General features: G+C 44.0%; 24 protein-coding genes, 1 tRNA gene and 2 pseudogenes. 8 read left to right on the forward strand and 19 right to left on the reverse strand.

What is annotated here, in order from left to right:
* Positions 1-34 precede the first annotated feature (34 nt).
* Positions 35-967, reverse strand: coding sequence for a 50S ribosomal protein L3 N(5)-glutamine methyltransferase (gene prmB, locus EKN56_RS11660; protein ID WP_130591936.1), 933 nt, complete (start codon positions 965-967; stop codon positions 35-37).
* Positions 968-1,169: 202 nt separating this feature from the next.
* Here prmB and smrB point away from each other — a divergent pair, with 202 nt between their 5' ends.
* From smrB to EKN56_RS11680, 4 genes are all read left to right on the forward strand, one after another.
* Positions 1,170-1,721 carry an endonuclease SmrB gene (smrB, locus tag EKN56_RS11665; protein WP_130591937.1) on the forward strand — a complete coding sequence of 184 codons (552 nt, stop codon included), beginning with the start codon at positions 1,170-1,172 and terminating at the stop codon, positions 1,719-1,721.
* A gap of 75 nt (positions 1,722-1,796) precedes the next feature.
* Entirely contained in the window at positions 1,797-2,246 is a 450-nt protein-coding gene (locus tag EKN56_RS11670) for a hypothetical protein (protein WP_130591938.1), read from the forward strand.
* Between the two features lie 114 nt (positions 2,247-2,360).
* On the forward strand, positions 2,361-2,573 hold the full coding sequence (locus tag EKN56_RS11675; RefSeq protein ID WP_130591939.1) for a hypothetical protein: 213 nt from the start codon (positions 2,361-2,363) through the stop codon (positions 2,571-2,573).
* Positions 2,574-2,580: 7 nt separating this feature from the next.
* On the forward strand, positions 2,581-2,904 hold the full coding sequence (locus EKN56_RS11680; protein ID WP_130591940.1) for a low molecular weight protein tyrosine phosphatase family protein: 324 nt from the start codon (positions 2,581-2,583) through the stop codon (positions 2,902-2,904).
* A 97-nt stretch (positions 2,905-3,001) separates the two neighbouring features.
* On the opposite strand, the gene sixA is transcribed toward EKN56_RS11680, so the two are convergent.
* Together sixA and EKN56_RS11690 are read right to left on the reverse strand one after the other, a co-directional pair.
* Complete coding sequence (sixA, locus tag EKN56_RS11685; protein ID WP_130591941.1) at positions 3,002-3,481, reverse strand: phosphohistidine phosphatase SixA; 480 nt, start codon at positions 3,479-3,481, stop codon at positions 3,002-3,004.
* A 79-nt stretch (positions 3,482-3,560) separates the two neighbouring features.
* Complete coding sequence (locus EKN56_RS11690; protein ID WP_130591942.1) at positions 3,561-3,854, reverse strand: YfcZ/YiiS family protein; 294 nt, start codon at positions 3,852-3,854, stop codon at positions 3,561-3,563.
* A gap of 414 nt (positions 3,855-4,268) precedes the next feature.
* On the opposite strand from EKN56_RS11690, the gene fadL reads away from it, so the two are divergent.
* Positions 4,269-5,564 carry a long-chain fatty acid transporter FadL gene (gene fadL, locus EKN56_RS11695; RefSeq protein WP_130591943.1) on the forward strand — a complete coding sequence of 432 codons (1,296 nt, stop codon included), beginning with the start codon at positions 4,269-4,271 and terminating at the stop codon, positions 5,562-5,564.
* A 54-nt stretch (positions 5,565-5,618) separates the two neighbouring features.
* Here the strand turns inward: fadL and EKN56_RS11700 are convergent, their stop codons facing one another.
* From EKN56_RS11700 to ccmA, 11 genes are all read right to left on the reverse strand, one after another.
* On the reverse strand, positions 5,619-5,966 hold the full coding sequence (locus EKN56_RS11700) for a hypothetical protein (RefSeq protein ID WP_130591944.1): 348 nt from the start codon (positions 5,964-5,966) through the stop codon (positions 5,619-5,621).
* A gap of 111 nt (positions 5,967-6,077) precedes the next feature.
* Positions 6,078-6,833: a phospholipid-binding lipoprotein MlaA gene (gene mlaA, locus EKN56_RS11705; protein WP_130591945.1), complete on the reverse strand. Its 756-nt coding sequence runs from the start codon at positions 6,831-6,833 to the stop codon at positions 6,078-6,080.
* Positions 6,834-6,870: 37 nt separating this feature from the next.
* Positions 6,871-8,076: a c-type cytochrome biogenesis protein CcmI gene (gene ccmI, locus EKN56_RS11710; protein WP_130591946.1), complete on the reverse strand. Its 1,206-nt coding sequence runs from the start codon at positions 8,074-8,076 to the stop codon at positions 6,871-6,873.
* Positions 8,073-8,567 carry a cytochrome c-type biogenesis protein gene (locus EKN56_RS11715; protein WP_130591947.1) on the reverse strand — a complete coding sequence of 165 codons (495 nt, stop codon included), beginning with the start codon at positions 8,565-8,567 and terminating at the stop codon, positions 8,073-8,075. The genes ccmI and EKN56_RS11715 overlap by 4 nt, the downstream gene beginning before the upstream one ends.
* Entirely contained in the window at positions 8,567-9,121 is a 555-nt protein-coding gene (locus EKN56_RS11720; protein WP_130591948.1) for a DsbE family thiol:disulfide interchange protein, read from the reverse strand. The genes EKN56_RS11715 and EKN56_RS11720 overlap by 1 nt, the downstream gene beginning before the upstream one ends.
* On the reverse strand, positions 9,118-11,079 hold the full coding sequence (locus EKN56_RS11725; RefSeq protein ID WP_130591949.1) for a heme lyase CcmF/NrfE family subunit: 1,962 nt from the start codon (positions 11,077-11,079) through the stop codon (positions 9,118-9,120). Before EKN56_RS11725 ends, EKN56_RS11720 begins: the two co-directional genes overlap by 4 nt.
* Positions 11,076-11,573: a cytochrome c maturation protein CcmE gene (ccmE, locus tag EKN56_RS11730; protein ID WP_130591950.1), complete on the reverse strand. Its 498-nt coding sequence runs from the start codon at positions 11,571-11,573 to the stop codon at positions 11,076-11,078. Before ccmE ends, EKN56_RS11725 begins: the two co-directional genes overlap by 4 nt.
* Complete coding sequence (gene ccmD / locus EKN56_RS11735) at positions 11,570-11,785, reverse strand: heme exporter protein CcmD (RefSeq protein WP_130591951.1); 216 nt, start codon at positions 11,783-11,785, stop codon at positions 11,570-11,572. The genes ccmE and ccmD overlap by 4 nt, the downstream gene beginning before the upstream one ends.
* Entirely contained in the window at positions 11,782-12,519 is a 738-nt protein-coding gene (locus EKN56_RS11740) for a heme ABC transporter permease (RefSeq protein ID WP_130591952.1), read from the reverse strand. The genes ccmD and EKN56_RS11740 overlap by 4 nt, the downstream gene beginning before the upstream one ends.
* A 60-nt stretch (positions 12,520-12,579) precedes the next feature.
* Positions 12,580-13,239: a heme exporter protein CcmB gene (gene ccmB, locus EKN56_RS11745; RefSeq protein WP_130591953.1), complete on the reverse strand. Its 660-nt coding sequence runs from the start codon at positions 13,237-13,239 to the stop codon at positions 12,580-12,582.
* A complete protein-coding gene (ccmA, locus tag EKN56_RS11750) occupies positions 13,239-13,865 on the reverse strand; it encodes a cytochrome c biogenesis heme-transporting ATPase CcmA (protein ID WP_130593686.1) in 627 nt (208 codons plus the stop codon). The genes ccmB and ccmA overlap by 1 nt, the downstream gene beginning before the upstream one ends.
* 320 nt (positions 13,866-14,185) lie before the next feature.
* Between ccmA and EKN56_RS11755 the strand changes: the two genes are divergently transcribed.
* The 3 genes and pseudogenes from EKN56_RS11755 to caiE all read left to right on the forward strand — a co-directional run bounded on the left by EKN56_RS11755 (position 14,186) and on the right by caiE (position 16,442).
* Positions 14,186-14,260 (forward strand) — tRNA-Arg (locus tag EKN56_RS11755).
* 152 nt (positions 14,261-14,412) lie between these two features.
* A complete protein-coding gene (locus EKN56_RS11760; protein ID WP_130591954.1) occupies positions 14,413-15,726 on the forward strand; it encodes a DKNYY domain-containing protein in 1,314 nt (437 codons plus the stop codon).
* Positions 15,727-15,842: 116 nt separating this feature from the next.
* Positions 15,843-16,442, forward strand: a pseudogene (gene caiE / locus EKN56_RS11765) (carnitine operon protein CaiE).
* Positions 16,443-16,529: 87 nt separating this feature from the next.
* Here caiE and EKN56_RS11770 read toward each other — a convergent pair.
* The 5 genes and pseudogenes from EKN56_RS11770 to EKN56_RS11790 form a co-directional block, all read right to left on the reverse strand.
* Complete coding sequence (locus EKN56_RS11770) at positions 16,530-16,874, reverse strand: immunity protein Imm33 domain-containing protein (RefSeq protein ID WP_130591955.1); 345 nt, start codon at positions 16,872-16,874, stop codon at positions 16,530-16,532.
* A gap of 159 nt (positions 16,875-17,033) precedes the next feature.
* Positions 17,034-17,141: pseudogene (locus EKN56_RS21635) on the reverse strand (RHS domain-containing protein); the annotation flags it as partial.
* Between the two features lie 205 nt (positions 17,142-17,346).
* Positions 17,347-17,964: a hypothetical protein gene (locus tag EKN56_RS11780; RefSeq protein WP_130591956.1), complete on the reverse strand. Its 618-nt coding sequence runs from the start codon at positions 17,962-17,964 to the stop codon at positions 17,347-17,349.
* A complete protein-coding gene (locus EKN56_RS11785) occupies positions 17,961-18,896 on the reverse strand; it encodes an RHS repeat domain-containing protein (protein WP_210405301.1) in 936 nt (311 codons plus the stop codon). The genes EKN56_RS11780 and EKN56_RS11785 overlap by 4 nt, the downstream gene beginning before the upstream one ends.
* Positions 18,897-19,172: 276 nt before the next feature.
* Positions 19,173-19,553: a hypothetical protein gene (locus EKN56_RS11790; RefSeq protein ID WP_130591957.1), complete on the reverse strand. Its 381-nt coding sequence runs from the start codon at positions 19,551-19,553 to the stop codon at positions 19,173-19,175.

The raw sequence follows: 19,553 nt of genomic DNA on the forward strand, positions 1-19,553 counted from the left end.
AGTGATTGTCGCAACCATTTAGCTGCGGTAAAGCTTAGTCTCGATAAATGCGAAAATGCTCGCTGCACGCCAGCAGTTGGTCCCGCGTTAGCATAAATACGCCATCGCCGCCGAACTCAAATTCCAGCCAGGTAAATGGAATATCCGGATATTCATCCATCAGATGCACCATGCTGTTACCCACTTCACAAATCAATACGCCGTCTTCATTCAGATAATCTGGCGCACGAGCCAGAATACGGCGCACTAATTTCAAACCATCAGTACCCGCCGCTAGCCCCAGCTCAGGTTCATAGCGGAACTCTTTTGGCAGGTCGGACATATCTTCCGCATCCACATAAGGCGGATTGGTAACGATTAAATCATATTTTACCGGCGGCATATCGCGGAACAAGTCTGAACGAATTGGCGTAACCCGATGCTCCATCCGATGAGCTTCAATATTTTGTTCAGTGACTGCCAGCGCATCGACAGAGATATCAACCGCATCAACTTCCGCTTCCGGGAAAGCATAGGCACAAGCTATTGCAATACAACCACTGCCGGTACACATATCCAGAATGGTTTGCGGTTCCTGAGCGATCAGCGATTCAAAACGATGATTAATCAGTTCACCAATTGGCGAACGAGGCACTAATACTCGCTCATCAACAAAGAATTCATGACCGGCAAACCAGGCTTTATTCGTCAGATAGGCCACAGGTAAACGCTCGTTTACCCGGCGAATAACTCGCTCAACAATGCGCTGGCGTTCACTGAGCGTCAGACGAGAAAAATACATTTCCGGTGGAATATCCAGCGGCAGGAACAGGGTTGGCAGTACCAGTTGAACAGCTTCATCCCATGGATTATCCGTTCCATGTCCATAATAAATACTTGCCGCATTAAAACGACTGACGGACCAACGCAGCATATCCTGAATGGTATGCATATCGTTAACCACTTCATCTACAAAAATTTTGTCCAATGAGCCCTCCGGCAAGGAATAGAATTCGCAAATAACCTCCTAGTTTGCCACGAAGCTTGTAACAAATCAGCTGGAATCAAGCGTAATTCTGCTATCAGTTCAACACAAATAATCCCACTCATTTTAGATCTGACGTGGACAGAACGCTCGTTCGGGTTACACTAAGCGTTATCTTTTATCACATTTAGTCAATTTTGAACTCTTGAAGAAAAATAAATTTACCTTATCAGATGAAGAACATGCGCTATTTCGGGACTCGGTTCGAGGAATAAAACCCCTGCGCCAGGATAAGGCTCTGCATCGTATTAAACCCAAAGTTAAAAAACGGCCGGTAGAACGTCTGCTTCAGGAACAGATGGATGCCAGCTTCTATTTTTCTGATGAATTTCAACCTCTGTTGAGTGAGGATAGCCCGATTCGTTATGTGCGCCCCGGCGCTAATAGCTATGAGGTAAAAAAACTCCGACGTGGTGATTACTCACCAGAGCTGTTTCTTGACCTGCATGGGTTAACACAAGCAGAGGCTAAACAAGAGTTAGGCGCATTAATCGCCGCCTGCCGCCGGGAGCATGTTCACTGTGCCTGTATTATGCATGGCTATGGTACATACGTACTGAAACAGCAAACGCCGCTGTGGCTGGCCCAACATCCGGATGTGATGGCCTTTCATCAGGCACCCAAAGAGTTCGGTGGTAACGCCTCAATATTGGTATTAATTGCTCAGGAAACTTCGGAAGAACCCTCTCCATTCTGACTTCACGCTATTTTCACATACGCCAGTTAACCTGCCGGAAAGTCTGATGATGTCCAGCGCAGGGAGTTGCCACATATGAGTAAAACACATCGAATAATAAATAACGCCGTCTGGTTTACCCTTTTTGGGCCGTTAATTGGACTGATTATTGCGATTCCCACGATATATATCTATACGGGTTATCCATCTGGTTTCTTCCGCGATATCATCCGTGAGCTACCTTTTGCTCTGCTCATTACCTATATCTGGGGAAGTTTGCCAGCACTGGCGACTGGAATCATTATTGCCAACTTAACGCCGTTGTATCAAAAGTTTCCTTTTGCCGCGCTGGTCGGTGCTATAACCTCGGGATTGCTCCCAACCACTCTGCTTATTTTTTGGGGACAGTTAGATTTTGAAGTTCTCGGGCTTTCCATTCTCTGTGGAACCCTCTCATCGGTAACCATGTATCAAGCAGTTCACTACTTACCGGCGCTCTTTTCCCCTTTAGCCACTAACCCGGAGCAACCCGATTCGCAAAAATAGCCACTGGACGGTTATTGGCTACATTCGGTATCATAAAGCCGGACGCTAACCCGTCCCAACCTCTCTGTATTATCGCGGCTGCTGAACCACGATTAATCTGATGAGGCATCAAATATGGATAACATCCGAAACCGGGCCTGGCGGCTCTCACAAAATAAACGTAAAAAACACCAGGGTGGTCGGGCAAAAGACGACTATCGTGGAGAAAAAAACTGGAAAATGCTCTACACCCGTCGAGACAAGCTGGCAAGATCGGTGCAGCTAGGTATCGAGTATCCCAGAATACCCAATAGTCAACGAACGCTAAAAGCCATGGAAGAGGTCTGACTGCTGTATGAATGTGCTATTTATCTGTAGTCGTAACCAGTGGCGAAGCCCTACCGCAGAACAGGTGTGGCGTCGCCACCCTGAACTCTCGGTTAAATCAGCCGGAACCAGCCGCAATGCCCGCAAGCCATTAACCCCTGCATTGTTACAGTGGGCTGATGTTATTTGCGTGATGGAGCAAAAACATAAGAACCGTATTGTGGCGGAATATCAGCGCTTGATAGAGCATAAAACCATTCACGTGTTGGATATTCCCGACGACTACAAGTATATGGATCCGGAGTTAGTGCGTTTGCTGGAGGAAGTGGTCGCGCATCGGCTGGGGCTTTAAATTGTTGTTCTTTCCGGCCTGGAACCATGCATATTGATACATGTTTGCGTTTATGGCCGGAATATCCACTAAAGTGAATTTAAAAGCGATTCCACAATTAACTCAATGACCCCGGCGTTTGCTGCCAGTCAAGAGAACCTCTGCCGGTTTCAGCATCCAGCGTAATCGCTGCTACGGCTGAAGTGCTAAACATAGGTGGGTATATACCACCACAAAGTTCAGAGACCAGATAGCCCACCAACGGTAAATGAGAAACCACCAATACAGAATTCACTCCATCCTGTGCCAGCGTCATCAAATAATCAGCAGATAACATAGCATCGCCACCCGGCGTCAGGGCTGAAAACGTTTCGATGGTAGAGGAAGATGACAGAGGAAATTCGTGTTTGACTACGTCTAACGTTTGCTGTGCCCGAACATAAGGACTGACTAGCACCCAGTCAATCTCAGCAATTTTTTGCCGTAGCCAGCGCGTCATTTGAGCCGTTTCCTTACATCCGCGCTCTGTTAAGTTGCGAGCCGGATCGCTGTCAGCATGATAACTGGCTTCACCATGCCGCATAATGAACACCTGCATGTTTTGCTCCGTTCATTTATGGCTAACGCCGGTATTCCGGCGTTAGCATTATTCTAAACTGTACAAAAACTGGTGGCGATTAACGCAGGCCCAGTTGGAAAATCATAGTTTCAGCCTGGCACGAGAATGTAAAGTCTACGCTCAGTTCTACTCCACCCGCGACATCAGTCAAACGGCTTTCAATCATGCAAGGCTCAGATTCTGTTGCTCGTGCTTTTTCTGTCAGCATCTTCAGCATTAACTCTGCTTCGCCACGATTGGTAAATACATTTTGGTAAGACGCAGTGCAATCCGTGTTGTCCATCACGGTACCAACATCAACGCAACAACAAGCAGCGGTTTCTTGTGCATTACATTTTAATGAATCAGACATCGTACTCTTCTCCTGTGAATAAAACGGCTGAATAGTCGTTTTATTTAAAACCTGAATGAGATCTAGCTCAAAATTCAATAATCTTTCCTATACTACTCTTCCTGCCCGATTTACGCATGGACTTTGTTATTACCCGACTAATTATTCGTACAATAATCAACCTTCCCACACAAAATTGAGTTATAACAATATGATTATTATTACCTTTATGATTTTTCACTTTGATACGCTTCAAATGTAACCAATCCGGTATGTAAAAAGTATTTACTTTTAAATAAAGTATTAAGCCCTAATGCCCCTTAACCTCTGTCATTCGGCCCAACTGGTCTAATCTGTAGCCAACATCTTACTCCCTACAATGCCGCCTCAATTATTACAATCCGTAATAGTTTTTATCACTTTTGAGATTTTGGTATGCACCACAAAAATATTTTAAGAAAGTCGGCATTGGCAATTGTTATAGCGGCAGTATCTTCTAATCTTTACGCTTCAGGTTTCCAGCTTCAGGAATCTTCTGCTTCAGGGTTAGGTCGTGCGTTTTCCGGTGAAGGTGCGATTGCTGATAATGCAGCATCAGGTAGCCGTAACCCTGCATCAATGACGATGTTTGACCGCCCTACATTTTCTGGTGGCGCCATTTACGTCCAGCCTACGGTAAAAATTGACGGTACTTCCCCATCTGGTTCAGATATGTCCGTAAGTGACATTACGCCAAACGAATGGGTTCCTAACCTTCATTTTATCTATCCAATTAATGATAGTTGGGCGGTTGGTGGTTCTTTAACCAGTAACTATGGCCTTTCTACCCAATTCTCTGATGATTATGCTGCAGGTCCTTTGGCTGGTAAAACCTCATTAAAAACCGGCAATCTTAATTTCAGTGCCGCTTACCGTATCAATGAATATTTTAGCTTTGGCGCAGGTTTTAATGCGATCTACGCGGAAGCAGAAATCAACCGTCATGCCGGTGAGAATAGCAACGGTATGCCAAGAGATACCGAAGTCGTTCATATGAAAGGCGACGAGTGGGGTTATGGCTGGAACGCGGGTCTGCTATACGAAATCGATAAAGAAAACCGTATTGGCCTGAGCTACCGTTCACAGGTAGACATCGACTTTAGCGGCGATTACAGCAGTGAACTGCCATCCAAATATAACGCGATGCAAGCCGCTACCGGAATGCCATGGGGAACCAATGGTCAAACCGTTAACGGTGATTTGACGCTGTCTCTGCCAGAGGTCTGGGAACTCGCCGGATACCACAAAGTCGCACCTAAATGGGCTATGCATTACGGCTTGAGCTATACCAGTTGGAGTGAGTTTAAAGAGTTAAAAGGTACCGGTTCTGAAGGGCAAACATTGTTCTATAAGAAAGAAAACTTCCGTGATGCTTATCGTATCGCGTTAGGTACCACTTACTACCATGATGATACCTGGACATGGCGTGCCGGTATTGCGTTTGACGATAGCGCAGTGCCCGCTGACACCCGTTCCATTTCTATTCCGGACCAGGACCGCTTATGGTTAAGCCTGGGATCAACCTACAACTTCACCAAAGATGCTTCAGTTGACCTTGGCGTATCCTATATGCATGGACAGAAAGTGAAGATTGAAGAGAAACTGAACAACTCAGCGAATAGCCCAACCTATACTTTCCGTTCAGAAGGAAAGGCATGGCTGTACGGTATCAACCTGAACTATACCTTCTGATTTACTGCCGTTTTATATCTGACGCCACTCTGCAACGAGTGGCGTTTTTTTTACTTAGAAATTACCGGAGTCAGTGCACATCAGCTCATCACTGTCCACCACACCAAAACAGGTCATTTTGCCAGAGAGTTCTTGGGGTAAACTGTAGGTCGGTTTATCATTTAATGTCACTTTTTTCGTTTCCGGATCCATGTGTATATCAACAGAGTTACCATTACTCCACTCCCACTGACTTAAAAAATAGACCTCTGTTGCAGCACAGGTTGTTATCTTGCAGCTACTTTGGCTCTTTAATTCCCCGGCTTTGTAATAGGAACAACGTGCATTTTCATCTTCAGCACAGCCTGCTAAAGCTGAACCAGTAAAACATAACCCCAAAATAATCATCAGCAAATACTTCATCAATACATCCTTTTTGTTCGCTAATTCCCGGATATCATTCTATAAAAAAACCTCCGATAACAGTCGCTGTCAGTCGGAGGTCTCAGATTTTTCAATCAATGGCGTGAATAATTAATCGATATCATCCAGTTGATCTTTCAGTGCATCTGCATTCGGATTCTTCTCTGCATCAACCTTCCCGTCATTTGCTAGGAAGTCATGACGTTGGAAATAAGCTTCACGAACGAAGATATATGGATCCGGTGAGTTAGCCAGCATCTGATCCTGATCGAGGAATTGAGCACGACTTTCGATACCTTCAACGGTCCATTTACCGACAGAACCCCAGAATGTTATCCAGCTTAGTACCGGATAAACGTAATCCACATAGCCGCCACCTTCATCACGCAGAGTCGCAGAGCCATAAGCAGGCAATACGGCATAAGGGCCGTAAGGAACATCATAATGACCCAGCACCTGACCAAACTCTTTGTTATAGCCTTTTTTCAGCTTGTCATTCGACATACCGGCAACATCAATAAAACCACCCATACCCAACAGGGTATTCACGAAAAAGCGGTTAAAATGGCGAAAACCGTCATAAACGTTACCCTGCAGGAAGTTGTTCACCATGCTGGCTGGTTCACCCAGGTTACTGGTGAAATTACTTAAACCATTACGTGCAGGCTGCGGCATATAGTCTCGCCATACCACCGCGACAGGGCGGACAACGTAGGGATCCATGTATTTATAGTTAAAGTTGAACATGGAACGGTTAAAACCTTCCAGCGGATCCTGACGAGTTCCATCTTCGTTCATACTCCCGCTGTTTGCACATCCGGTTAGCATCACTCCGGCCAGTGCCATACTGATAAGACGGCGCTTCATTTTCTTCTCCCTAATATGCAGGCTTACAGCACAGCACCTACTGTTTAATCTGCCTAATGGTTACATCGACAGTTTCTTTACCGCTAAATGAGTGGACATTACTTTCCCCAACCAGACGTTGGGTATCAGCCTGATCGTTGCTGGTAATGGTAGCCTTCACTTTCACCTGTTTAAGGCTGGAAAGTAAACGTGCTGGCATCATCGAATTACTGTCATCTAATGCCAATTCTAACGGAAATTTATCTAACGGCAATTGTTTAACTGCTACCGGTATAGGAGATTCACCATCCAGTACCGCGATCATTACTTTTCCCTGTGCGGGTAAATGTGATGTCATCTCTGGCGATAGCGCCAATTTAACCGCTAATCGATAGCCGTTAGAGGTCACCTGAGCTTTCGCATAGGCAAGGCTGCTTCTGATAACATCAAGACCTTTGGCATCAGCTGGCAACAGGGTTAACACCTTCTCCCAGGCCATAATCGCTTCATTAAAGTTACCCTGACCAAAAGCATTCATCGCTAATGCCGACAGCGCGTCAGTGTTATCAGGCTCGGTCTTCAGAATATTTTTCAGAATATCGCTGGCCTGTTGAATATCATTCGGATTGTTAGAACGGGTCAACAATTTAGCGTAGATAATCTGGATGTAACTATCTTTTGGTGATAACTGCCAGGCTTTTTCATATGCCTGTAATGCCATTTCGCCATCACCCAGTTTCAGACCGGCTAACCCCAACATCGTCCAGTCCCGAACGTTATCAGGATTAGAAAGCAGTTCAGTCCGCAAGCCTAATCCAAACCGGGCAATATCTTCCGTCGCCACAAGTTGACCGCTATCCGCTTTCTGACGCAGCTCTGGCAACATTTTCACAATTTGCTGCCACTGCATCACCTGAGCTAAACCACCGGTATGAAAATAGAGCCCCAGCGATACCACAACCAGCAATAATACGCCGGGTATTAACGCCATCTTACCCAACGGAGCCTGTTTTGCAGCCCGCTCACTTTCAGGAATATCTTCCAGCAGGTTATGTTGTAATTCGGCGATCATGGTGTCTCGTTCACCAATAACGCCCTGCTCTTCATCTGCACTCAACTCGGTCAGACGCTGCTGATAATATGCTTTGTTAATTGCGTCACGGTCGGTGTCTGCATTAGGGTCAGGTTTACCCAGCGTTGGCATAATCAGCAATGCCGCAGCAATAACCAGTAATACAATAATTGTTAGCCAAAATGCGATCATGATTTCTTCCTGCCTTTAGCGCCCGTTTTATCGCTGAGTAGTTGCTGTAATCGTGCTTTTTCTTGCTCAGATAAGCTCTCAGACCCCGCCCCGGAATCACTGACTTTACGGCGGCGAGAAAGCATCACAATCGCAGCTGCACCAATGACCACACATAACACAGGCACTAACCACAAGAAAATGGTCGCTGGGGTGATTGGTGGCTCATAAGTGACAAAATTACCATAACGATCAACCATATAGTTGATAATATCCTGCCGTGACTGCCCTTGTTCCATCAGCTCATACACTTTCTCACGCATGTCTGTGGCAATAGGCGCATTAGAGTCAGCAATGCTGTTATTTTGGCACTTAGGACAGCGTAACTGCCCTGTCAGCTCACGAAACTGTTGCTCTTCTTCCACCGACTTAAAGTTATAAGTATCAATGGTCGCGTGGGCCACGAAGGTCATCATCAGGCCGAACAGAATAAATGAAATACGCTTAAGCATTATGAACCGCTCCCCTGATATTTAATCCAAAGGGGTTTAATTTCTTCTTCCCATATACGGTCATTAAGATCGCCGGCATGGCGATAGCGAACAATGCCATCGCCATCAATCAGGAAAGTTTCCGGAGCACCATAAACACCGAGATCCAGTCCCAGCATGCCGTTATTGTCATATAAACTTAACGCATAAGGATTGCCCAAATCGTTCAGCCATTTAATGGCTTTATTGCGCTCATCTTTATAATTCAGACCGATTACGCGGATCCCTTGTGCCGACAGCTTATTTAAAAACTGGTGTTCGGCATAGCAGGTTGGGCACCATGTTGCCCAAACGTTTAACAGCATTGGTTTTCCGTCATGCAATGCAGCCTGATCGTAAACCTTTCCGGGAATATCCAGCGACTCCAGCTTAAATTTTGGTACCGGTTTACCGATCAATGCCGATTCCAGAGATGTTGGATCGTCGCCCTGAGCATTACGCTGTAGCTGAACCATAAACGCGATAACCAGCCCCAGAAAGACAATTAATGGAATAAACAGCAACTTCTTATTCATACTGTCTCCTCACGGGCTAATGATTTTTTAATCCGATAACGCGGGTCCAAAATACACAGCAAACCACCAAACGCCATAAACAAGCCACCGAACCAAATCCAGCGAATAAACGGTTTGTAATAGATTCGAACCGCCCAGGCTCCGTCATTAAGCTGTTCACCTAATGCGGCATATAAATCGCGGGTGATACCACCATCAATGGCAGCTTCAGTCATCATACTGCCAGCCACTTTGTAGTAACGTTTTTCGGCGTGCAAGGTTGCTTCTGGCTTACCTTTACGGGTGATTTCCAGCTCACCGGCACCACCGGTATAGTTTGGCCCGGAGATTTCACGAACATCACGGAAAGTGAATTTATAATTATGAATCATGATGCTATCGCCATCTTTCATGCGCACATCACGTTCCACGCTATAGTTCTGGCTAAAGGCAATACCAAATACCGTAACGGCCATGCCTAGGTGGGCAATCACCATTCCCCAATGGCTGCGGGAGAGTTGAGTTAATCCCTTAAAGAAACCATGGCGGTGAGTGGCTCGCTCATGCAGCTCCATCACGGTCAGTACTACCACCCAGATGGACATCATCAGGCCTAATACCGTCATGGCAATAATCTGATCCTGTAACAGCCACGGTAAAGCAACAGAGGCCGCCAGCGTAATAATCAGGGCAACAATCAGGCGTTTTAGCAGCTTCGACGGCTCATCACGGCGCCAGCGAACTAATGGGGCAACCCCCAATAACAGGGAGAATGGCACCATCAGCCAGATAAACATCGAGTCAAAGAATGGCGCACCAACAGAGATTGAACCTAATCCCAACTGTTTATGCACCAGCGGTAACAATGTGCCAAGAAGAACCACCAGCATTGCCGCCATCAGCAGAATATTGTTACCCAGCAGGAAAGATTCCCGGGAGAAGAACTCATGACGAGCCTTGGTCTTACTGACTCGCGCACCATTTACCGCATATAACAGTAAAGATCCACCAATCACCACTACCAGGAACGCCAGAATAAACATCCCGCGCGCCGGATCCGAGGCGAAGGAGTGAACGGAAACCAAAATGCCCGAACGTACCAGGAAAGTGCCTAACAGACACAGAGAGAACGAAACAATCGCCAGCAATACCGTCCAGGCCTTAAATGTGCCTCGTTTTTCCGTTACCGCCAGCGAGTGCATTAATGCGGTACCGGTAATCCACGGCATCAACGAGGCGTTTTCTACCGGATCCCAGAACCACCATCCGCCCCAGCCCAATTCGTAATAAGCCCAGTAAGAACCCAGAGCGATACCCAGCGTCAGGAAAATCCATGCGGCCGTGGTCCATGGGCGAGACCAGCGAGCCCAGGCGGTGTCTAAACGTCCTACCATCAGCGAAGAGATAGCAAACGCAAAGGCTACCGAGAAACCCACGTATCCCATATAGAGTAGCGGTGGATGGAAAATCAGACCTACGTCCTGCAACAGCGGGTTCAGGTCGCGTCCATCAATAGGGAACATCGGCAGAGTACGGGTAAACGGATTAGACGTCAGAATAACGAACAGCAGAAAGCCTACGTTAATCATACCCAATACCGACAACACTCTGGCTACGGCATCCAGCGGCATTTTGCTACTGAAGAGCGCAACGGCACCGGTCCACAATGAAAGCAAAACGATCCACAATAACAGCGAACCTTCATGCGCCCCCCAAACTGCCGCCATACGGAAATAAACCGGAAGCTGGCTGTTAGAGTTGGTGGCGACATAAATAACGCTGAAATCATTAATAATAAAGGCATACACCAGACAGCCAAAAGCCAGCACGGTAGTAGCCAGTAATCCATAGGTTAATGGCCGGGAAACGGCCATCATTCGAGCATCTTGTTTATAAGCACCCAGCAGCGGATAGATGCTTAACAGCAGCGCTAATGCCGTTGCCAGCGCCAGCGCAAAATTTCCAATCTCAGGTATCATTTAGCATTCCCCTGAGCCGCAGGTTTATCTTTATAGTCGGCTTCAGGGCGGTGATGATTATCTTTCATCGCCTCTTCCACTTCTGGCGGCATGTAATTCTCATCATGCTTGGCTAATACTTCTTTAGCATTAATCACATTGTTCTCTTCAAATACACCCTGAGCAACCACGCTTTGTTCTTCACGGAACAGATCTGGCAGAATACCTTCATAGTGAACGTCGATTGCAGCACGGGCATCATAGACTTTAAAACTGACTTTCAGGGATTCCGGGTCGCGTTTTACCGATCCTGTCATCACCATGCCGCCAATACGTAACCGCTGCCCCGGTTCAGGTTTAATTTTATCTTCACCTTTACCGTAGACGATTTCACCCGGGGTGTAAAACAGGTCGATATTAGAACGCAGGGCATACAACACCAATGATATTGTTACCGCCATCCCAACCAACACGGCAATCGCCAGATACATTCGGTTCTTACGACGCGGATTCATAGGCTTGCCTCCTGCTTATTTTTAGCATTTTCGATGCGGGCTTCACGAGATTTACGACGTTGAATTTCCGTTAGTAATTGTTTCCGCTGCCACCGGGTATGCCAAACCAGAGCCAGTAGTGGGATCACCGTAGCCGCCACGGCCAGCCAGACAAAAAAGCCATAACCGCCCATTGCAAAAAATTCCTGCCATGAAGAAAATGCCGGTGTCATTTGCCTGCCCCCTTACCAACCAGTGACTCGACCCAGGGTTTCTGGCGGTCATGAATAAGAATCAAATTACGTAACCGCATCAAGGTTAAGGTAATAAAGAAGAAGAGATAACCAAAAATAGAGAGTCTTAGCGGTGTTCTCATGCTTGGGTCAACGGTTTGCTGCATATTGGTTGAACCCTGATGCAGGGTATTCCACCACTCCACCGAAAAATGAATAATCGGTAAATTCACTACTCCAACCAAGACCAGAATCCCTGCGGCTCTTCCCGCCAGACGCCTGTCGTCAAAAGCGTTATAGAGAGCAATAGCCCCCAAATACAGGAACAGCAGAACCAGTTCAGACGTCAGGCGAGCATCCCATACCCACCAGGTTCCCCACATTGGTTTTCCCCATGCGGAGCCAGTGGCTAATGCGATAAAAGTAAATACAGCACCCACCGGCGCCATCGCTGAAGCGACCATATCTGCCGATTTCATTTGCCATATCAGGCCAATAAAAGCGGCGATAGCCATAGAGCCGTATATCCCCATCGACCAGATAGCAGCCGGCACATGAATATAGATAATCCGGAAGCTGTCACCCTGCTGGTAGTCAGACGGGGCAAAGCCAAATCCCCATATCCATCCAGCGGATAAACTGATAATACCGGCGATTGCCAGCCAGGGAATAAACCTACCGCAGAGACGGTATAGCGTCTCTGGTTTCGCGAGGGAATGCAGCCACTTCCACATAGTTGTTTATGCTCACACTTGGTTGTAATTAAAATAATCAGTTAATAACTATTATGTTTGTTATTGCACACTTACCCGTAAAGCAGCTGAAGCGGCAAAAGGTGCTAACGTCGCGGTTCCTGCTAAAATTGCGCCTAAAATGGCCAGATAACCATTAATCGGCAGCGACATCGATGCGGCGTCAATCGCCGAGGTCGCAAAAATCAATACCGGAATATATAACGGCAGTATCAGTAAACTCAGTAAAACCCCACCTTTACGCAGACCAACAGTTAACGATACACCAATTGCACCAATAAAGCTTAGTGTCGGCGTTCCTAACAATAGGGTCAGCACCACCGCTTTCCATGTTGCATAATCAAACGACAATAGCAGCGCCATCAGTGGCGACAAAATCAGTAATGGTAAGCCGGTTAACAGCCAGTGAGCACATACTTTTGCCAGAATAGTCAGCGGCAGCGGCACCGGCAACAACATAAGTTGTTCCAGTGAACCGTCCAGAAAATCATCTCTCAGTAATCGTTCCAGCGAGAGTAACGAGGCCAATAACGCCGCAACCCAAACCACTCCCGGAGCAATACGCGATAACAGCTGAGGCTCAGGTCCGATACTCAATGGAAACAGCGTTACTACGATCAGGAAAAACCACAGCGGGTTAATAATCTCAGAGCCTCTGCGAAAGGCAATTTTCAGCTCACGGTGCAAAATCGAAATAAACATCAGCGCCACACCCCACCATCAAGCTTAATTTTTCGAATCGGGCAGCGGGTACTCATCATATCCTGATGGGTCGTTAATATCACAATACCGACCTTTTCTGCATGTTGCTCAAACAGGCGGGTTAAATGCTCTACGCCCTGTTTATCAATGGCGGTGAGTGGTTCATCCAGAATCCACAGCGGGGCATCACTCAACCACAAACGCGCCAGCGCCACTCGACGATGCTGACCCGCTGAGAGTTGAGCTACCGGTACATCTTCGTATCCCACCAGACCAACTTGTGATAGTGCGCTCCAGATGGCATCGGGATCTTTTTTACCGGAAGATTTCTGAAAGAATGAAAGATTTTCAAACGGCGTTAATACCGCCTTAACGCCAGCCTGATGGCCAATATAAAGAAGAGAGTGATTATAACGATCGCGATTACGGCGTGTTGATTCCCCCTGCCAGAGGATATCACCGCCATCACTGCTGGCTAATCCTGCAAGAATGCGTAACAGGCTGGTTTTCCCTGCACCGTTAGGCCCTTCAATCTGGACCAGCTCTCCGGGATGAATAGCAAAACTCAGCCCGGTAAACAGAGCTCTTTCATCACGGATACAATTCAGTCCTTGCGCTTCCAGCATCGTATTACACATAACTCTCAATTGGTAAAAATTGGCTTTATCATATCACAGCCTTTTAGCGGCTCGTAGCTTCGCACCGAGCGGTTAGGTACCTAATTGTGGGTAAAATACGGTCTCAGATCAAACACTGAATGGGAAACTCAGAAGAATGTGAACTACATCTAAAAACCACCAATCACAGAAATAGGAGAATAAAATGCTAAATAGTAATTTTAGTCTGATTTAAACCAAAACTGGGTCAACCTGTCACTAATTGACCAAACGCACTTAACAGTGCTGAATCTCAGAATAAAAATAGGTATACTGCTGCCCTTGCATAAGTCCCCGTAGTTAAATGGATATAATGAGCCCCTCCTAAGGGCTAGTTACAGGTTCGATTCCTGTCGGGGACGCCATTTCGATGCGAATCCATATCAGCCTACATCAATAAAATCATTCCATCAGGCTCAGGAATCAATATAAATTACCATCCCTAAGCAGGGATATCTCTCAAAACCCTGTTACATTTATCTGCCATTACAACGCTAGCAGCATCAAGGAAGATAAGATGAAAGTGAGCATATTGATCAGCATTATTGCTTTATGGATATTCCAACATTCGGCTCAAGCATGCTCTCCTGCATTTATTGAATATCGTTATAAAGCTAAAAATGGAATGTTAATTTATGAAAAGACCAATATTAATCAAACACCATCCGAAGTTAACAGGCTAAAAAATGTTAACTTAAAAGCGTTTCATCGCGTTCATTCCTTATCTAAAAATAATAAAAATTGGATTGATGGCGTACGATTCTTTGGCGATCCCAATTACTTTACGGATAATGTTCGTGTGTTTTTTGACGGAGAAATACTGACTAACTCACCAGAAGAACCGGCTGTTGATGCCAAAAGTTTTACTCAGCCTTTTGATAATCTGGCTTTTGCGGTTGATAAGTACAGTATCTATTATCAGGGAAAACGTAGTGATAATAATACCGGCATTAGTCACGTTGACTTAGCAACGTTAAAACTAATTGATAGCTATATCATGATGGATAAAAATAACCTTTATCATGCAGGTCAATATATTGGTGTATCGGAAGGTTTTCAGGTATTAAAAAGTAAAGCTTATGGCGATGGAGCCTCTTGTTATCATGGTGATAACATTATTTCACGTAATATGAATACGGTATTTGTTGATGGTATTCCCATCTCTGCTGATGCGGATACGTTTAAAATTGAACGCTGGATGCCAAATATTCTGCTGGATTACTCTGATAAGAATGGTTTACACAGTTATTACTATAATAATACGGAACAGGAAGTTAAAAATCTGTTAGCTCAAGATATTGAATATCTGACACAGGGTTTTTACCTATCAAGAAGTAAAGTGTATTACACACAATCTCAAAATAGAAAAACGCGAGAATGGCAACTAACTGAAATTCCGGACGTCAACCCAGAGTTTTTTAAAGTGATCAACCAACGCGTAGCAACTGATGAAAATCATCTATATATACTGAAAGGAGAATTTGATTCTCAAAGCCCGTTGTCACTACAGACGATGATATTAAACTCCCCGATAAAACAAACTTCAATGCCCTATCATATTGAACCCTCAAATATTTACTTTATTAATCAAGGCGGTGTTCAGAAGTTTAAATTGGACGGTGGGTTTATTTCATTAAGTGACTATTTTGGCCATGATGATCGCTATATCTATATTTTTGGCCCTTCATATACTCATACCCCAGCCCGACAAATTAAAACCAATGATATTCATAAGATACAATTGACCGATCCTGACTATGCATATAGTAACTTACTGACCGCCGAGGGAATTTACCTTTATGACGGAGGCTTTCAGGCAACTCCAAAATAACTGCTATATAACTCACCAATATTGAACATAAGTAATATATGACTCACTTAATTCTATAGTATTAAAAATACCTTTATTGGAGTTAAACGTCATAAAATTGACTATCGGAGTTGCCAGTGAGTTTCTATTCATTTGAAGGATTAATACCTGTTGTTCATCCCACTGCCTATGTACACCCTAGTGCAGTACTTATTGGCGATGTGATTGTTGGTGAAGGCGTTTATATTGGTCCTCATGCTTCCTTGCGTGGAGACTATGGACGACTGATTCTGGAAAAAGGGTCTAATCTTTAGGATAGTTGCACTATGCACGGCTATTGCGACAGGGATACCATCGTTCATTCATCCGGTCATATTGGACATGGTGCCATATTGCATGGCTGTATCATTGGTCGAGATGCTCTGGTGGGAATGAATAGCGTGATTATGGATGGAGCAATCATCGGTGAAGAAAGTATTGTTGGTGCGATGAGCTTTGTTAAAGCAGGATTCATTGGTACACGCCGGCAATTATTAATGGGAATTCCGGCAAAATACGTGCGTGACGTTTCAGATGATGAACTCTACTGGAAACGCCTGAACACTTTAGAATATCAGGACCTTGTTTCCCGCTCGCAGTTATCACTGCGTGAAGTAACTCCTCTGGAACAGATGGAGCCTAATCGACCCCGGCTGAAAGGGACTACGGAGGTTAAGCCTAAAGGGGAGATGGGGTAAATTATCTGAATTTTGTTATCTTTAACTATGATAGTTTTAAATTCATATAGTTAATCTGGTTTAAAATTCTAAGAATAACGCGAAAAGCTAATCTTCATACCAGACGTCTTCATAACCATTAATATCCGTAATAAATTTAAATCCCGGAGCCAACGCAAGATATTTTAGTGCATAGTCAGGAAGAATTTCATAAACATGAGAAAAGTGAACCGGTTGAAAAAAGTTCTCATCATCAGAATGGTCACCTCCCCAAAGATACCACCCACATGTACCATTCTCACGGCGGTGCCTTACTCCATATATTGGTTGATTTTTTATTGACCCAATTGCAATACCAATAATTTCGTTTTCAGTACAAAAGAAACATGGTGAGTTGTATTTTTCGCAAAGTTGTTTTTGCGTCTGTTTTAGTTCTTTCTCTCTACAATTCATGACACACTTCCAAATTCTTTATAATCAACGTTTAACGGTTCTCTAAACGCCGTTTCTTTTGACTGGCTGTGGTGCCGTAACTGATGATGTTGCTCTGATAGCTGACCTGACGGGTTAAGGCTCTGGGTTAAATAGCCCGCCTCATCATAATGGTAAGTGCGCGCTCCAGGCAATTTCACCCTCAACATCATATAACCGCAACGGCATACCGTTTGGATCGTTCTGATAAAAATAGTAACCGGTCTCTTCCGGTGGAGCCAGACTGCCGAGATCCTATTGTTTACACTGTAACAATAACATTTTGATAGTATTAAGTTTATTAGAAATTTTAGATTTTAATATCAGACTATTGATTATCAACATCAATGAACGAGAAATATTATATTAATTTATTTGACCAATTTTAATACATAAATCGCCTGTCTCCGTCATTCAATTAATTAACTAAAAGACAGGCTTGGCTATATAAAAATCATGCTGTTTGAATAAAAAAGAATCCTATATCATTATTATCTTCAATTTTTTTCTTCAAAAACATATATCCTATTGAATCTGAAAGCCCCAAAATACCATTATTTTCAGAAGATAAATCAGATGAATATAACTGGCCAATAAATATATACTCTTTCATTAGCTTTTCATACCCAACTAACCCATTAGGAATATCATTAGATATAAAGGAAAAAGCAGGGAAATCGATATCTTCTAAATTCCTTTGAGATAAAGTAAGTTTTTTTTCGCTTACCCTCACCCCACCTTCCTTATAACTATCTTTATTACCAATAGTTATCCTTGTATAACCTTTACATATATAATTAAACTCTACATCATCACCAGTAAAAACTATATCATCTATAAAATATCGACTTTCATTGTATGTGGAAAAAATAGATACAGTATAATTTGGTGGTAGACCTAAAGAACTAATAAGTTTATTTAGCATATTTGTTTCAATTGAGAATAATAAAGTAAGTTCTTCTCCTAAAGGATTTTTGGGCCATGCCCCCTCTATACAAGTCCCTCCCCCAAACTTGATACTACCTGTTTCATTATCCACATTAGTGGGTTTTAACTGATATACTTCTTTCATACTTGTTCTTCTCCTTTCTCGCATCCCTTCAATTTATTATAGAAACTCTTAGCCGCTGTTCGAAGTTGAGAAATCTTAGATTCGGGAACTCCAGCTCGTCTCATCGCTTCTGTTGTTATATCTAATTCATCATCAATTGTTGATGAAAAATCATTGCGCCCTAGTCCTCTTTCTTCTCTAACTTTTCCTTCATGATAATGAACGCCACCAACACCTCTTGAATCTTTTTCTGGTCCACGAGTGTGGTGATCAAGATCTAATGCTATAGCAGGATTTCCAGATAAACGGGTATCATTTGCTAACCCCTCTTGCCTCAAATATTCATGTCTTATTAATTCATGTGATTGAAGGCCATCACCGACATGTTCTCCGCCATTCTGACTTCCATAAGTACCTACATCGAAAAGTGAAGCTAATCCTAAAGGATCTGCCCAACTGAATGTATTCAGCGCAAACTGATAAGGATTACTCCCCCCAGCCAACCCAATCGGATCCTGACTAACAAAAATGCCCGTACGAGGATCATAATAACGATGTCGGTTATAGTGCAACCCACTCTCTTCATCAAAATACTGTCCTAAAAATCGTAGCGGTTGTTTTACTTTTATTGCATCCAGTTGGTCTACCCGGCCAAACGCAGTGTAGTGCGCACTCCAGGCAATTTCACCCTCAGCATCGTATAACCGCAACGGCATCCCATTCGGATCGTTCTGATAAAAATAGTAACCGGTCTCTTCCGGTGGAGCCAGACTGCCGATGCCCTGCTGTTTACACTGTAGCACCAGCGGTTCAAAGGTATTCAGATAATAGACAAAGAAACGGCTATCCAGTTTGACATTCGCCCCTGTCGCCATTGGCGAGAAGCTGACTTCTGCCGCCAGCGCATCGCCATCCCAGATAAAATAGGTAATCTTCTCAACCCGATCGCTCATATTGATGCAGGTTTTACGAATACGTCGCCTTAACGCATCATAATGATACTGATAGCGTTCACCCCGCTCTCCGGTACGATAAAAACGGAGAGACTACACTAGGATTTAGGAATTCATATACGACCTGTCTTTGTGGTTTACAATATTACTCAAAAAAAGATTGTTATTCGAAATTATTAACGATACCTATAAACCAATTACTATTCATCTGTAGAAATACAATTTCTACATTACCAATTCTGTTAAAATTAAAACCTAAAAATCTAATCGGCCGATTTACTCCTTTATAAAATAAATTGGCATTTTTCTTCTTCGGTTTCCTTCAGGAACACCCAATGAATTACTTATAATAAAATCACCGAACTCTGAAGGATAAAAATCTCCTTTAGCCAAAAAATCCGTGATTTTATATATCGCATATTCTAATGTTTCTTCTGAAAACCAAAATGTAATCCTGTTATTTTTATAAAAAACATAATCCTCATCTGAAAATAAATTTATTTCCATCGTGCAAATTTGGTTTTTTATATTTTCTCTTATATTTTCAATAACAGGTACCCCAATAGTAGCCGTCTCCAGTTTTCTAAGTAAATAAAGTGAATTATCACTATTAAATAAAAAGTTAATACCATTATAATTTTTATAAAAACATATCAT

This window comes from Limnobaculum zhutongyuii (assembly GCF_004295645.1).
In the GTDB taxonomy this organism is placed as follows: domain Bacteria; phylum Pseudomonadota; class Gammaproteobacteria; order Enterobacterales; family Enterobacteriaceae; genus Limnobaculum; species Limnobaculum zhutongyuii.